11 protein-coding genes are annotated in these 15,932 nt (G+C 35.0%); 10 read left to right on the forward strand and 1 reads right to left on the reverse strand.

The features are described from left to right. Window positions 1–87: 87 nt before the first annotated feature. On the reverse strand, window positions 88–1,722 hold the full coding sequence (locus tag N4T77_RS18780) for a PQQ-binding-like beta-propeller repeat protein (RefSeq protein ID WP_261673400.1): 1,635 nt from the start codon (window positions 1,720–1,722) through the stop codon (window positions 88–90). A gap of 377 nt (window positions 1,723–2,099) precedes the next feature. Here N4T77_RS18780 and N4T77_RS18785 point away from each other — a divergent pair, with 377 nt between their 5' ends. From N4T77_RS18785 to N4T77_RS18830, 10 genes are all read left to right on the forward strand, one after another. Further along, complete coding sequence (locus N4T77_RS18785; protein ID WP_261673401.1) at window positions 2,100–2,474, forward strand: DUF2294 domain-containing protein; 375 nt, start codon at window positions 2,100–2,102, stop codon at window positions 2,472–2,474. Between the two features lie 107 nt (window positions 2,475–2,581). Beyond that, window positions 2,582–4,723, forward strand: a complete 2,142-nt coding sequence (gene fdhF, locus N4T77_RS18790; RefSeq protein ID WP_261673402.1) for a formate dehydrogenase subunit alpha — start codon at window positions 2,582–2,584, stop codon at window positions 4,721–4,723. 38 nt (window positions 4,724–4,761) lie between these two features. Continuing rightward, entirely contained in the window at window positions 4,762–5,973 is a 1,212-nt protein-coding gene (glp, locus tag N4T77_RS18795) for a gephyrin-like molybdotransferase Glp (protein WP_261673403.1), read from the forward strand. Between the two features lie 27 nt (window positions 5,974–6,000). Further along, a complete protein-coding gene (locus tag N4T77_RS18800) occupies window positions 6,001–6,588 on the forward strand; it encodes a 4Fe-4S dicluster domain-containing protein (protein ID WP_261673404.1) in 588 nt (195 codons plus the stop codon). A gap of 24 nt (window positions 6,589–6,612) precedes the next feature. Further along, a complete protein-coding gene (locus tag N4T77_RS18805) occupies window positions 6,613–8,001 on the forward strand; it encodes a [FeFe] hydrogenase, group A (RefSeq protein WP_261673405.1) in 1,389 nt (462 codons plus the stop codon). After that, the gene (locus N4T77_RS18810; protein WP_261673406.1) at window positions 8,001–8,576 is read left to right on the forward strand and encodes a 4Fe-4S dicluster domain-containing protein; all 576 of its coding nucleotides are present in this window, start codon (window positions 8,001–8,003) and stop codon (window positions 8,574–8,576) included. The genes N4T77_RS18805 and N4T77_RS18810 overlap by 1 nt, the downstream gene beginning before the upstream one ends. A 274-nt stretch (window positions 8,577–8,850) precedes the next feature. Then, a complete protein-coding gene (locus N4T77_RS18815) occupies window positions 8,851–9,705 on the forward strand; it encodes a sulfide/dihydroorotate dehydrogenase-like FAD/NAD-binding protein (protein ID WP_261673407.1) in 855 nt (284 codons plus the stop codon). Window positions 9,706–9,727: 22 nt separating this feature from the next. Further along, window positions 9,728–10,255, forward strand: a complete 528-nt coding sequence (gene nuoE, locus N4T77_RS18820; protein ID WP_261673408.1) for an NADH-quinone oxidoreductase subunit NuoE — start codon at window positions 9,728–9,730, stop codon at window positions 10,253–10,255. Continuing rightward, window positions 10,256–12,010: an NADH-quinone oxidoreductase subunit NuoF gene (locus N4T77_RS18825; RefSeq protein WP_261673409.1), complete on the forward strand. Its 1,755-nt coding sequence runs from the start codon at window positions 10,256–10,258 to the stop codon at window positions 12,008–12,010. It begins immediately after the preceding gene. Between the two features lie 16 nt (window positions 12,011–12,026). Beyond that, complete coding sequence (locus N4T77_RS18830) at window positions 12,027–15,623, forward strand: NAD(P)-binding protein (protein ID WP_261673410.1); 3,597 nt, start codon at window positions 12,027–12,029, stop codon at window positions 15,621–15,623. Window positions 15,624–15,932 lie beyond the last annotated feature (309 nt).

The following is a 15,932-nucleotide window of genomic DNA, read 5'->3' on the forward strand; positions in this document are numbered from 1 at the left end:
ATATTCCATGCCTTTAATATTATTAATAAAGTTCTAGGAAAGGTATGTTGTAAAGCTCCGGGGCATTCCATGAAAACTAATCAGCATTTACTTTATGCTTATTCCGTAAAACTTACCACCCCTTGTTGCCACCACAATAGTATCATTAAAAATAGAAGGAGTAGCTTCAATGTTAGAACCTAGGTTTACTTTATTTAACTCACTGCCAGTTTTTCCATCTAAAAGATACATATTTCCTATACTGTCACATTGGATTATATATGTTTTACCATTTTTATCGTAGAAATCAACTGGGGAAGACCACATATAGTTAGGGAGTTCTTTTCTCCATATTTCAGCTCCTGTTTTTTTATCCAGTGCTAAAATTAAGCCGCTATTCATGTTTTTATATCGTGCTAATCCAAATATTATAATATCTTTAGTATCTTGTTTCCCCACTACAGGTGTGGCTAACATACCGCCGTTAACTGGATCATTTCCAATAACAGACATACATTCATAGGATTTTTCCCATACTGCTTCTCCAGTTAACCCATTAATTTTCTTTAAATAGGAATAACCTTTATAACCCTGCTTATCAATTTCGTTACCAGAGTAGATATAGGGGATGTTATCCTCTACATCTACTACCAGTGAAGCATCGGTATCATCTTTCCCGTTAAAAGTCCATACTGGCTTTAATGTCAACAGGTCAATACATTGGATGCTTCCGCCGTTATCAGCAAAATAAAGTAAGTTTTTATATATTGCTGTTGAATTTTCTATACCCTGATATTCGTGTCCGGGTATTTGATATCTATACTTTGTTGTTTCAGGGGCTATTGAAATAGACTTATTCTCTATATCAAATTTTGTATTTAGTTTCACTATATAAAGTAGTCCGTTCTCGCCAGCTTCTATAAGGGTATCTGTTTGTTTGTTTATAAGTGCAGAACTATCAAAGGCACCCCAACCCCTTAAGGCATCAGTATCCATACCATTTATAAAGGATAACTTACTACCATCTATTAAGCTAAAAACATCATATCCAATAGGGCCTTTTTCTGGTATTCCCTCTCCTACATAAAGTAATGGGATTCCTCTTGGGTCTATTGAAACACTGCCCTTTATCGGGTTACCGACTCTAATAGGATCTCTCGTTTTTTCACCTGTTTCTAAGTCTAAAAAGTATACATTACCATCTAAAGATGAAGATATAACCTCTGTAAAGTTTTTCTGTTGCTTAAATTTATCCTTTATATTCATTAATTCCTTAGTATAAGTTGGCCACTTTATTATGGCAGGTTGTCCAGTCCATCCAGCACCACCTCCCCAAGATGAAGAAGACGTAGTGAAGCTCCACTTGGTGCTTAGCTTTTTTTCAGAGATACTGCTAGCGCCATAACTAGGGCTTGTTCTAAGATTATTGCCCCTAAAAGTTAATATACCTTCAATATCTGTATATTCTGATGGAAATAGATTATTACCGCTATAATCGGTAACTTTTTTACTGTTTAATAGGACAGAGTAACTAATACTATTTAATATTTTAGAATCAATTAAGAATGGTTTATTGACTGCAGTCTTTTTGTTTTCTTCTTTGCCCTTAGAGGTAATATCTTTGCTAGCTTGAATCTGTACATTATTTGAAACTGATACAGCCGGTTTATTAGCAAAATACTCTATGCAAATAATGAATAATACTAGTGTAGCAGCTGATAAGTATATAGTTTTTTTTCTCATTTATATTGCTCCTTTATACTGAAATAACATAATATATAGTATATTCTCCATAATATGTAAATAACCTTGTTGATTTATATTAATGAAAGATAAATTTTTTCATTACATTGAAAGATATATAAAATATACAAAAGAAGGTTACTATATATTAGTGAAACTATTTTTACTATAAACACTGGTGTATAATATAATCTTTATAAATTAAAGAGAGATTAATATCATTATAAAAAAATATGTAGAAATTTAATTTATAACGAAGAATTTTAAGAAATATGTCTATTGACTATAAAATAAGAGAAGGGTAGAATATACAAGGTAAAATAATTGTACATATTATATACCTGCTGATAAGATGCTAATTAGATTGAGGTTTTGTTATGGCTGATGAGAAACTTGATTTGCAAGAAAAGATTAGAAAACTGACAGTAAAAGTTGTAAAGCACTATAGAGGAAAGGGTCCAGAAGTTGTTAAGGTCAAAATAGAGGGAGACGTAATAACTATTGATATAAAAGGAATTCTTTCCAATCTATCAGAGATTTTGGTTGAAGAAGGTGCTGTAGATATTGTAAAGAGCTATTGGAGAATCATGAAACCTTATCTTGAAAAGGAATTTTTAGATGAGGCTTATGAAACAGTAGGTAGGAAGTTTGAATACAGTTGGCAGATACATAACTTAGAGAAGGATAGCAGATCTATAGTAGTGTCGTTGAACTTAATAAGTGATGGTTCGATTAGAAAGAAAGATACTTAGATATTTTAGCTTTCAATAAACCAGTACATGCGTAGAATTACGTTTTGTACTGGATTTTTGTTTTTATAGATTTTACACATTAAAGTACTAAAGAGGTGGAGATTAATATGGAAGAAAAGGTGTTAACGGTTTGTCCTTATTGTGGTACTGGATGCAAGATGTATCTAGTAGTTAAAGATGGAGAAATAATAAGAGCGGAAGCAGCTAATGGAAGAACTAACGAAGGAAAACTATGTTTAAAAGGACATTATGGCTGGGATTTTCTAAACGATCCTCAAATACTAACAGCTAGATTAAAAAAACCTATGATAAGAAAGAATGGACAATTAGAAGAGGTTTCTTGGGATGAAGCAATTAGATTTGTAGCAGATAGATTGACAGCAATAAAGGCAAAGTATGGTCCAGATGCCATCATGGGAACTGGTTCTGCAAGAGGACCTGGAAACGAAGCTAATTATGTAATGCAAAAGTTTATGAGGGCAGTAATTGGGACTAACAATATAGATCACTGTGCCAGAGTTTGACATGCTCCTTCAGTAGCCGGTCTGGCTTACTCATTAGGAAATGGTGCAATGTCAAATTCTATTCCAGAAATAGAAGATACTGATTTACTATTTGTATTTGGATATAACGGTGCAGACTCCCATCCAATTGTTGCAAGAAGGATAATTAAAGCAAAAGAAAAGGGGGCTAGAATCATCGTAGTTGACCCAAGAGTAACTGAATCAGTAAGAATAGCTGACTTATGGCTGCCTTTAAAAGGTGGAACTAATATGGCCTTAGTTAATGCCTGCGGTAATGTTTTAATAAGTGAAGGTCTATATAATAAAGAATATGTGGAAAAGTATGTGGAAGGCTTTGAAGATTATAAGGCTTCTGTGGAAAAATATACTCCTGAATATGCGGAAGAGATAACTGGAGTTAAAGCAGAAGTTATTAGACAAGCTATGAGGGAGTATGCTAAGGCAAAAAATGCTATGATTCTATACGGAATGGGCGTTTGTCAATTCTCTCAGGCGGTAGACGTTGTAAAAGGATTAGCATCTTTAGCATTATTAACAGGTAATTTTGGAAGACCAAATGTAGGTATTGGTCCAGTTCGTGGTCAGAACAATGTACAAGGTACTTGTGATATGGGTACACTTCCAAATGTATTTCCAGGATATCAAGAAGTTACTGATACTGCCGCTAGAAAGAAATTTGAGAAGGCTTGGGGAGTTAAGCTTCCTAGTAAACCAGGATATAAGTTAACAGAAGTACCTCACTTAGCTTTACATGAAGATAAGATAAAAGCTTATTACATCTTTGGGGAAGACCCGGTTCAAAGTGACCCAAATGCTTCTGAAGTGAGAGAAGTACTAGATCACTTAGAATTAGTAATAGTTCAGGATATTTTTATGAACAAGACAGCTCTTCATGCTGATGTAATTTTACCTGCTACTGCTTGGGGAGAACATGAAGGTGTATATTCATCAGCAGATCGTGGATTCCAAAGGTTCAGAAAAGCAGTAGAACCAAAGGGTGATGTAAAGCCAGATTGGCAAATTATATGTGAAGTAGCTACAGCTATGGGATATCCTATGAGTTATAAGAATACAGAAGAAATTTGGGATGAGATGAGAAGTCTATGTCCAAGTTTTGCTGGAGCAAGTTATGAAAAGCTTGATGAATTAGGAAGTATTCAGTGGCCTTGTCCTACAGAGGGTCATACAGGAACACCATACTTATATAAAGATAACAAATTCACAACGCCTAGTGGCAAAGGTCAACTGTTTGCTTGTGAATGGAGACCTCCTATGGAACTACCAGATGAGGAATACCCATTAAGCCTATCCACTGTAAGAGAGGTTGGACATTACTCAGTAAGAACTATGACAGGAAACTGTCGTGCCTTACAACAGCTAGCTGATGAACCAGGGTATATACAAATGAGTATAGAGGACGGGGAAAAACTTAAAATAGAAGATCAGCAGTTAGTGAGGATAAGTTCACGAAGAGGCTCTATAGTAGCAAGGGCATTAATTACAGATAGGGTTAAAGAAGGCTCTACATATATGACATATCAGTGGTGGGTAGGGGCGTGCAATGAGCTAACTAGTGATCATATGGACCCTATTAGTAAAACTCCAGAATATAAGTTTTGTGCAATAAAAGTTGAGAAAATTGAGGATCAACAGTGGGCAGAGCAATATGTAAGAGATGAATATGCTAAGCTTAGAAAACAAATGAATTGTAAGACAGATAGATAGGTATAAGCAAGGTAAAGAATTCAGGAAAGGAAATACTAATGATTAGTGTAGATGATGCATTGAATATGATTGCTGAAAATACAGAGGTATTAGAAGCAGAGAGAGTAGATATAGTACATTGTCTTAATAAAGTTTTAGCTGAAGATATTTATTCTAATGATAATTTACCTCCTTTTGATAAATCTGCTATGGATGGATATGCTATTAGAAGTGAAGATACTAATAATCTTAGTGGAGAAAGCATTATAGGGCTTGAGATAATAGGGGTAATAAAAGCTGGAGATTATTCTAAAGAGGAATTAAATACAGGACAAGCTTTTAAAATCATGACTGGGGCAGCCTTGCCTAAAGGCGCAGACGGAGTAATAGAAATTGAGAAGGTTAAAGTTAAAGATAACAAAGTTTACATAAGTAAAGAGGTTAGTGAAGGTAACAATGTTATAAAACTGGGAGAGGAAATAAAAAAAGGGAATTTAGCACTGAAAAAAGGAAAAATTATTAGGCCATCAGAAGTTGGCTTGCTAGCCTCCTTAGGATATAGTTCTGTAAAAGTGTATAAAAGTCCCAAGGTTGCCTTAATTATCACAGGAGATGAGTTAGTAGATATAGATAGCAAGCTTGAAAGAGGGAAGATAAGAAATAGTAATGAGTATTCTTTAAGGGCATTAATCAGCAATTTAGAGGCGGAAATATTGTCATTAGGAATAGTTTCCGATGATAAAAATACTTTAAAGGAAAAAGTTAACTATGCTTTAGAAAATGCAGATATAGTCATTAGTTCTGGGGGAGCATCTGTTGGAGATTATGATTTCATAGAAGAGATTTTAAAAGAGATTGGTGCAGATATAAAATTTAATAAGGTAAGTATTAAACCAGGGAAGCCTGTAACCTTTGCCACATATAAAGAAAAATTGTTTTTTGGACTACCAGGAAATCCAATGTCTTTAATAACTACCTTTGAAGAATTGGTGAAACCTGCTATTGAGATTATGAAGGGCAAAGTAAACTTACATGCTGAAGAAATAGAAGTTATCTTAGCAGATGATTTTAAAGCTAAGGCAGGAAGAAGAAAATATATTTACGTGGAACTAAGAAAAGAGAATGGAGCTTATTACGCCCACAATTTAGGAAAGCAATGTTCAAATCACCTTATGGTGATGAGCAAAACTAATGGCTTAATAATTATACCGGAAGAACGTGGAACTGTGAAAGCAGGAGAAGTTGTAAGAGGAAAGTTTATGTTTAGATAAATTATATTTAAGAAGGGTGAAAGAAAAATGAAAACAACTCCAAATTCCTTTGTTATTGCTAATTCGAACAAATGTATAGGATGTAAGGCATGTGAAGTAGCATGCTTTACTGTTCATAATGAAAATAATAATGTAGTGGCTACCGTTGGTACTGTTACAACTCCTATTATACCGAGATTATATGTTATTAAAGGTGAAAGTTATGCTATGCCTATTCAGTGCAGACATTGTGAAGATGCACCTTGTGCAAATGTATGTCCCGTGAATGCAATAAAGCAAGAAGACAATACTATTGTAATTGATGAAAAAGCTTGCATAGGCTGTAAGACCTGTCTAATGGCATGTCCTTTTGGAGCAATAGATTTACTACCTCAATATGAAGATGGCAAAGAAGTATTTCAAATTAATTTAAAGAAACAAGGACAAGATGGTTTAAGGAATGCTGTTAAGACTATTGCATACAAATGTGATTTGTGTAAAGACAGTGGTGAACCTGCTTGCATAAATGCCTGTCCACAAAAGGCATTAACATTAATAACTCCAGTGAGCGAGAAAAAGTCTCGTAATAAGGCGGCTGCATTAAGTTTGTTAAAAACAGTGGGAAACTATAAATAATAGCAGGGAGAGAGGAAGTTAAGTATGTCAGTTAAGAATAGTATAATTAATATTGATAAAGAGTTATGTACAGGTTGCAGACGCTGTTCAGAGGTTTGCCCAGTTAATGCTATAGAAGGAGAGGAAGGAAAGCCTCAAAGTATAAACAGAGAACTTTGTGTTATATGTGGACAATGTGTACAGGTATGTAGTGTATATGCTTCTAATTTTGATGAAGGAATAACATCTAGAGATCTTAAACTAAAAGAAAGAGGAATGTTATCAAGTGTAAAGGAGCCTCTTTTTGCTGCATATAGTTTGGGAAATGCTCAGTTAGTTAAAGAAGCACTAGCAAACTCCGATTTATATAAAATTGTACAGTGTGCACCAGCGGTAAGAGTTTCTTTAGCTGAAGAGTTTGGATTTCCACTTGGAACGTTAACTCCAGGGAAGATGGTTGCTGCTCTTAGACGTTTAAACTTTAATAGGATTTATGATACTAACTTTGGTGCAGATTTGACTATTATGGAGGAAGGTAGTGAACTTATAAAAAGAGTAACTGAGGGAAAGAATTTACCGATGTTTACTTCTTGTTGCCCTGCTTGGGTAAAGTTTGCTGAACAAGAGTATCCAGAGCTTTTAAATCACCTTTCAAGCTGTAGGTCGCCTCAACAAATGGCTGGAGCTGTGTTTAAGACCTATGGTGCACAAATTGATGACATAGATCCAAGTAAAATTTATAGTGTAGCAGTTATGCCTTGTACCTGTAAGGATTTTGAGTGTAACAGGCCAGAAATGGAGGCTAGTGGATATAGGGATGTAGATATAGTTATTACTACAAGGGAATTAGCTCAGTTAATTAAAGATGCCGGAATTGATTTTAATAATTTACCAGACGAAGGATTTGATGGCCCTCTAGGAAGCTATAGCGGTGCTGGAACTATTTTCGGTGTTACCGGTGGAGTTATGGAAGCAGCTTTAAGAACTGGCTATGAGCTAATAACTAAGGAAAGTATTCCAAAGTTAGAATTAAATTTCGTAAGAGGAGATCAAGGATTGAGAACAGCGGAAGTTCAAGTTGGAGATCTAAAACTAAAGATTGCAGTGGTTTCAGGATTGAAGAATGCAGTTTCAGTACTTGAAAGTATAAAAGAGGGAAAGTGCGATTTTCATTTTATAGAAGTAATGACGTGTCCCCAAGGATGTATTAGTGGTGGAGGACAGCCTAAACTTCTTTTAGAAGCACACAGGGAACTTGCGCATAAAAAGAGAAAGGAAGCTACATATAGTCATGACAGTAAGCTAGAGGTAAGAAAATCTCACGAAAATCCTAGTATTGTAAAATTATATGGTGAATTTTTAGGAGAACCATTAGGCCATAAGTCTCATCATCTATTACACACTAAATATGTAAACAGAAAGGAGCAAAAATAATGAATAGTTTTGTAGTTGCTGATCCTAATAAATGTATTGGATGCAGAACTTGCGAGGTAGCATGTGTTGTAGCTCACTCTGAGAAAAACATATTTATATCAGAAAGTAGCGAAATTGAGTTTTATCCACGATTAACTGTTGTAAAAACAGCTCAGGTTGCTGTTCCTATTCAATGCAGACAATGTGAAGACGCTCCTTGTGCCAACGTATGTCCTAATGGATCTATTGTCAATAAAGATGGACTTGTATATATTAATAAGAATACTTGTGTAGGGTGTAAAACCTGTGTTGTTGCATGTCCTTTAGGGGCCATTGAATTGGTTTCAGAGTATAATAATGGAGAAAAAGTACTGCAGCCAGTTTTAAAGGTTATTGATTCTGGAAAGTTATGCTTTAAAGAGAGAATGGTAGCTAATAAGTGTGATTTATGTGTAGGAAGAGAAAATGGACCAGCTTGTATGGAGATTTGTCCTACAGATGCTTTTCATATAGTTAAATCTACGGATATTAAAGATTCAACTAAGGAAAAGAGAAAAAGAAGGGCCCAAGAGCTGACAAATATGTCTTCTAAGTAATATTGACTAAGAATTTATTTAGTGCCACTGGTATTTAATTAGGGTGGACTTGTAAAAGCTGGGGATATTATAGAAGCTTTATCCGATGACTAAGGAAAAGAGTGGTTATTAAAACTAACCTACTCTTTTTTTTGTCATTTTTTGCTTTTAAATTATTATTTTTTTAGTGAAAAAATAATAAGCATAAAATTATAACTTGTCTTATATATTTATAACAACAGAAAATTCTACTTTATAACTGTCCTATAAATATTTATTACGAGGGGGAAATAATATGTTCAAAATCCTAGATAAAAAAGAAATAGCTCCTAATACTTTCTTAATGGAGATAGAAGCACCTAGAATTGCAAAAGCTTGCTTACCAGGACAATTTGTGATAGTGAAAGCGGATGAAAAATCCGAAAGAATACCTCTTTCTATTTGTGATTATGATAGAAAAAAGGGAACTGTAACTATAGCAGTTGAAGCTCTTGGTAAATCAACGCAAAAAATAGCTGCTTATGATGCTGAACAAGGTTTTGATAATTTTGCAGGACCTCTAGGACAACCTTCTAATTTAGTACACATGGATTTAGAAGAACTAAAAAACAAAAATATAATGCTTATAGGTGTAGGACAAGGGGCGGCTTCAATATATTCTCAAATTAAATGGCTTAATGAACATGAAATTAATGCAGATGTAATATTTGGATGTAAGTCAAAGGAATATATATTGCTTCAAGAAGAGATGAAAGCAATATCAAGTAGTTTGTATATATCAACAGAAGATGGAAGTTATGGGTACAAGGGGCTTGCTACAGATTTATTAAGAGAATTAGTTGAAAAAGAAGGAAAGAGATTTGATCAGGTAATAGCAGTGGGACCAGTTGCCATGTTGAAATCTATAAGTGAAGTTACAAAGGAATATGGTATTAAAACTATAGTAAGTTTAAAAGCAATAATGATAGATGGAATGGGAATATGCGGAGGCTGTAGAGTTACCGTAGACGGAGAAACTAAACTTACTTGTTTAGACGGTCCTGAATTTGATGGGCACTTAGTTGATTTTGAAGAATTGATAAGAAGACAGGGTATCTATAAAACAGAAGAAGGTCATGTATGTCGTGTAGGATTACATGAGCATAGTTAATATATTAAAGGAGTGATAACTGATGGCTTGTGGATGTGAAAAGGAGCTAGAATCAAAATTTAATGCTGATAAAGTTGATTTGTCTCAAATGGATAAGGTTTTTGAAAGATATTTTAACGAAAACGGCAACCTAATTAGTATATTACAGGATGTACAAGGTGTATATGGATATTTACCCCTTGATGCTTTAAGGTTAATTTCAGATAAGACCGGCAAGAAAAAAGCTCAAATTTATGGAGTTGCTACGTTTTATTCACAATTTAGATTAAATAAACTGGGCAAATATGTAATAATGCAGTGTCAAGGAACTGCTTGTCATGTAAATGGTTCAGAGGCAGTTAGCCAAGCTATTTGCGACGAATTAAGCATTAATCCGGGAGAAACAAGCAGTGATGGAATGTTTTCACTTGAAGAGGTGGCATGTCTTGGCTGCTGCAGTCTTGCACCAGTAATTATGATAAATGGGGAAACCTATGCAAACTTAACCCCTGATAAAGCAAGAAAAGTAATTCAAGATATATATGCTAAGGAAAAGGGGGAAGCTGTTTAAATGAAGATTAGAATAGGATATGGCAGCTGTGGTATTGCCGCAGGAGCTAAAAAAGTTAAAGATAGGTTTAATGAGCTAATTAGTGAAAAAAGTTTAGATGCTAATGTTTCAATTACAGGCTGCATAGGTATGTGTTTTTATGAACCAATAGTTGACATTATAGATGACAATGGAGTGTTTACCTATGCAAATGTTACACCAAGTTTAGTTGACGAAATAATTGAAAGTCATGTTATTAATGGTAGCCCAATTTCAGAACATATTGTATCTACTGATAAAGAACCATATCCACAGCTAAAAAACCAAGTTAGAATTGTTCTTAAAAATTGCGGAATAATCAACCCAGAAGAAATAGATGAGTATATTTCAAGAGACGGGTATAAGGCATTAAAAAGAGTAGTTACAGAAATGACTCAAGATGAGGTTATCGAGGAAGTAAAGGTATCAGGCTTAAGAGGCAGAGGTGGAGCTGGTTTCCCAACTTGGTTTAAATGGGATGCTGCTAAAAAATCTAAGGGGAATGACAAGTATGTAGTATGTAATGCTGATGAAGGTGACCCAGGTGCATTTATGGATAGAGGTGTTCTAGAAGGTGATCCTCATGCGGTTCTTGAAGGTATGGCAATTGCAGGTTATGCAATGGGGGCTTATAACGGCTTTATATACTGTCGTGCAGAATACCCATTAGCAATCGAAAGACTTAAAATCGCAATTAAGCAGGCGAGAGAAAGAGGATATTTAGGCAAAAACATACTTGGTTCAGGTTTTGATTTTGATATAGATATAAAAACTGGAGCTGGAGCATTTGTCTGTGGTGAAGAGACAGCATTAATTGCATCTTTAGAAGGTGAAAGGGGGATGCCAAGATTAAAACCTCCATTCCCAGCTCAATCAGGATATTTTGCAAAACCAACAAATATAAATAACGTGGAAACTTATGCTAATGTTCCATGGATATTTGCAAATGGTGCAAAAGCATATGCTGCATATGGTACAGAACAGAGTAAGGGTACTAAAGTATTTGCACTTACTGGTAAAATTAAACAAGGTGGACTAGTTGAAGTTCCTATGGGAATGATTTTAAGAGATGTTATATATGGAATAGGCGGAGGAATAAAAGGAGACAAGGAATTCAAGGCAGTTCAAATGGGAGGTCCTTCTGGCGGATGTATACCACGCTCCCTGCTCGACACTCCTGTAACATACGAGGCAATTAACAAAACTGGTGCTATTATGGGTTCCGGTGGTATGGTTGTAATGGATGAAAATACATGTATGGTAGATATGGCAAGATTCTTCCTTGATTTTACTTGTAAAGAGTCCTGCGGGAAATGTACTTATTGCAGAATAGGTACAAAGAGAATGCTTGAGATGATTGATAAAATATGTTCAGGAGAAGGAAATTCTGAGGATGTTGATACCCTTCAGCAATTATGTTTAAGTATCAAGGATGGATCACTTTGTGGACTTGGACAAACAGCACCAAATCCTGTTCTTACAACAATAAGATATTTTAAAGATGAATATTTGGCACATATAGAAGATAAAAAATGTCCAGCTAAGCAATGTAAGAGTCTTTTAACATATACAATTTCAGCTGATGACTGCAAGGGATGTACTTCATGTGCAAAGAAATGTCCTGCACAAGCTATTAATGGTGAGGTTAAAAAGCCTCACGAAATAGATCAGGAAAAATGCTTAAAGTGCGGTAATTGTATAACAGTATGTAGATTTAATGCTATTGCTGTAGAGTAGAAAGGGAAGTGAGAAAATGGGGATCATAAGAGTAAATATAAACAACAGAGAATTAACAGCTCAAGAAGGAACAACTATATTAAAAATAGCTCTCGATAACGGAATAGATATTCCAAATCTTTGTTATGACAGCAGATTGAAACCTTATGGAGCATGTGGCGTATGCGTTGTTGAAGTAGAGGGAATTCCAAAACTTCAGAGAGCATGTTCAACACCAGCAGTGGATGGTATGGTAATAAAAACTAATACAGCAAGAACCATATCAGCTAGAAAGGTAGCCTTTGAACTTTTGGCCTCAGATCATAGAGGAGACTGTAGGCCACCATGTGTAAATGCATGCCCTGCTCATACAGATTGTCAAGGATATGTTGGATTAATTGCTAATAGACAATATGAAGAAGCAATTAAGCTTGTGAAAGAAGTCATTGCTTTACCTGCAAGTATAGGAAGAGTATGTCCACATCCATGTGAAACAGCTTGTAGACGTCAAAATGCTGATGATCCAATTGCGATTGCTGAACTTAAAAGATTTCTTGGTGATATAGATGTAAATAACGGAACATTCGTGCCAGAGGTTAAGGAAAGTAGCGGAAAGACTGTTGCGGTTGTGGGAGCAGGTCCAGCAGGTATATCTTGTGCATACTTCCTTGCAATGGAAGGTCATAAGGTTGTAATTTATGAGGCTATGCCAAAGCCAGGTGGAATGCTAAGATATGGGATACCACAATATCGTCTTCCAAAAGAGATACTAGATGCTGAAATAAATACATTAAAGAAAATGGGCGTGGAAATTAATTGTAATGTTAAGCTTGGTGAAGATGTTAGCGTGTCATATCTTAAAAAGACTTATGATGCTGTATTCGTAGCTATAGGTGCTTGGGCAAGCTCCAGCATTGGATGTAAAGGTCAAGACATGGAAGGCGTTCTTGGTGGTATAGATTTCTTAAGAATGGCTACTCAATCTGAGCCTATATACATGGGAAGTAAGGTTATAGTTATAGGTGGCGGAAACACAGCTATGGATGTAGCTAGAACAGCTGTAAGATTAGGAGCAGAAAATGTTAAGCTTCTGTATAGAAGAACAAGAGATGAAATGCCTGCAGAAAAGATTGAAATTGAAGAGGCTGAAGAAGAGGGTGTAGAATTTAATTTCCTTGTAGCGCCTGTGGAAGTTACAGGAGATGGAACAAGAGCAAAGAAAATAAGATGTCAGAAAATGAAGCTTGGAGAGCCTGATGCATCAGGAAGAAGACGTCCTGAACCTATTGAAGGGGAAGAAGTTACCTATGATGCAGATCTTATTGTATCTGCAATTGGTCAAAAGGTAAATGCAGATTGTGTTAAAGAGCTTACACAAACTAAAAAAGGAACTATTGCAGTTAATGAAAATACCTTTGAAACCAATATGGAAGGCGTCTTTGCTGGAGGCGAGGCATCAACTGGTCCTAAAATAGCTGTTGAAGCAATAGCTCAAGGAAAAAATGCAGCTAAGGTAATCCATAGTTATTTAAATGGATTCATAATACCAGTGGGGAATCCAAACTACATAGTTCAAGATGACTTATGTCAAAAGGATTTTGAACATGTAGAAAAACAAAGCAGAGAACCTCAAGTAGTAGTTGCTCCAGAAAAAAGAAAACTTAGCTTTAGCCCAATTTCTGAAACCTTCACAGAGGAAGCGGCTCTTAGAGAAGCTTCTAGATGCTTAGAGTGCGGATGCCACGATTACTTTGAATGTAAGCTTGTTAATTATATAGGGAAGTATGACATAGATACTAAGAAAATATCAGGAGAAAAGCATAAGAGAAAAGAAGAGCAAAATCATCCTTTCATAGTAAGAAACTCTGATAAGTGTATCCTATGTGGACAATGTATTAGAGCTTGTGAAGAATTTATTGGAGTAACTGCTATTGGATTAGAAAAGAGAGGCTTTGACTCTAAGGTAATTCCTGAATTTAATCTACCTCTTCAAGAAAGCTCATGTATATCCTGCGGTCAGTGTGTAGATGTATGTCCAACAGGAGCTTGTATTGAAAAGGAAGCTGTTAATAAGCAAGTGCCTGTAAACCTAGATAATACAAATTCAGTATGTAATTATTGCGGAGTAGGATGTAACTTAGTACTTCAAACAAAGGGAAATCTTGTTTTTAAGTCTCTTCCAAATAGAAACAAAGAAGAAGGTCTGCTATGCGCTAGAGGTAGATTTGGAATAAACTTTATTAATGATGAAAAGAGGATAAAGACTGCTGTTGTAAGAAGAAAAGATAATAGCATTGAGGTTGATTTAAAAGAAGCTTTAACTCTTACTGCAAAAAATCTTCAACTGATTAAAGGACAATACGGAAGTGATAGTGTTGCAATTTTAGCATCACCAAGGTTTACCAATGAAGAGGCCTTTATTATGAAAAGGGTTGCAGATGAGCTAGATACATCTTTTATAGGATCAATGGCTTACAATGAGGCTTCAGGATTAGAAGCGGTTCTAGGGTATAATGCATCATCAAATAGTTATGAAGAGTTAAATAGTACAGATTTAATAGTTTCCATGGGAAATGTAGATGAAAATCATCCTGTTATGGCAGTAAAGATGAAGTATGCAGCACAGAAAAAAGCTAAGTTAGTATCAATAAGTAATACTAAAACAAAAATGGAAGAGTATGCTGATCTTTCATTAAAAACTGATAATAATATAGAATTCTTGAAATCCTTTATTAAAGCATTATTTAAAGGTGGATATGTGAAAGAAGGAGAAATAGAGAATAAGGCAGAGAATCTTCAAAAGTTATGGAACTTTGTAGCGGATTCAGTGGATAATGATGATGCCAATAGACTTGCAAAAGCTTATGGAGAAGCTAAAAAGGCAATAATAGTTGTCGATGATAATATGGTTACTGAAGACAGCTATAAACTGCTTGCTGATGCTGCGGTGATAACAGATAAGATAGGAAAACCACATAGCGGAATTATTACTGTACGTTCTAATAGTAATGCTCAAGGATTTATAGATATTGGTGTAAAGATGGCTGGTAAGCAAATATTTGACCAAATTAAAGAAGGAAAGATTAAAGGAGCAGTTATCATTGGTGAGGATCCTGTAGGGGCTGACAAGGATACAGCTGAAATCTTAAAGAAACTTGAATTTATAGCAACCTTTGATATGTTTATGACAGATACAGCCCTAATGTCTAATGTGGTTGTTCCAATAGGTAGTTTTGCTGAAACTGAGGGTACAATCACTAGATCTGATAGAAAAATACAGAAAATTACTCCAGCAATAGTTGGAAAGACAGCACTGGATAATTTATTAGAGTTAGCTCAGTACCTTGGAGTGAAGGTTGAAAGTCTAAAAGGTGCAGCGGAAATGCTTTCATCTAATATAGCAGAATATAGCGGGTTATATTTAGCTAATGGACAGGAATTAGATATTTATGCTCCAAACAGTATAACAAATACTTATGGTATCCAAGTTCTATATACAGATGGATTTAATAAGAAAGGTAAAAAAGCTGTTTTGAGTTTACCAGAAGGCGATAAGATGTTTATTGAGAAGAAGGTTTATGATTCTGTTCAAATGAAGTTTAATGATTATCTAAAGGAAAATGGATTAAAGTAACGGGGTAAAGGATTAGCTTAGAGTATACCTTTAAGGAAAGTATTAGTTGTATATTTTCATGATATTAAAAACACTATCGATGTTACAGTCGATGGTGTTTTTAATATGTATAGTAAATTACTTCATAAACAAAAAACTGTTGACATAATATAAATGCTCATGATATTATATAAAAGCTGTCAGAAACGACAAGAAATAAAAAATATCTACAAAGTTCTTGACAAGCTAAAAGGAACATGATAAGATATTTAAGCAGTCGAGATGAGACAAGCTGATCCTTGAAAATTAAACAGAGGTAAAGATAAGTAA

The sequence above is a fragment of the Clostridium sp. CX1 genome, assembly GCF_025398335.1.
Classification (GTDB): Bacteria; Bacillota; Clostridia; order Clostridiales; family Clostridiaceae; genus Clostridium_AM; species Clostridium_AM tanneri.

Bases quoted from the DNA above. Each gene is read 5' to 3' on its own strand.
- N4T77_RS18780 (WP_261673400.1), bottom strand. From the start codon at position 1,722: ATGAGAAAAAAAACTATATACTTATCAGCTGCTACACTAGTATTATTC.
- N4T77_RS18785 (WP_261673401.1), top strand. From the start codon at position 2,100: ATGGCTGATGAGAAACTTGATTTGCAAGAAAAGATTAGAAAACTGACA.
- glp (WP_261673403.1), top strand. From the start codon at position 4,762: ATGATTAGTGTAGATGATGCATTGAATATGATTGCTGAAAATACAGAG.
- N4T77_RS18800 (WP_261673404.1), top strand. From the start codon at position 6,001: ATGAAAACAACTCCAAATTCCTTTGTTATTGCTAATTCGAACAAATGT.
- N4T77_RS18805 (WP_261673405.1), top strand. From the start codon at position 6,613: ATGTCAGTTAAGAATAGTATAATTAATATTGATAAAGAGTTATGTACA.
- N4T77_RS18810 (WP_261673406.1), top strand. From the start codon at position 8,001: ATGAATAGTTTTGTAGTTGCTGATCCTAATAAATGTATTGGATGCAGA.
- N4T77_RS18815 (WP_261673407.1), top strand. From the start codon at position 8,851: ATGTTCAAAATCCTAGATAAAAAAGAAATAGCTCCTAATACTTTCTTA.
- nuoE (WP_261673408.1), top strand. From the start codon at position 9,728: ATGGCTTGTGGATGTGAAAAGGAGCTAGAATCAAAATTTAATGCTGAT.
- N4T77_RS18825 (WP_261673409.1), top strand. From the start codon at position 10,256: ATGAAGATTAGAATAGGATATGGCAGCTGTGGTATTGCCGCAGGAGCT.
- N4T77_RS18830 (WP_261673410.1), top strand. From the start codon at position 12,027: ATGGGGATCATAAGAGTAAATATAAACAACAGAGAATTAACAGCTCAA.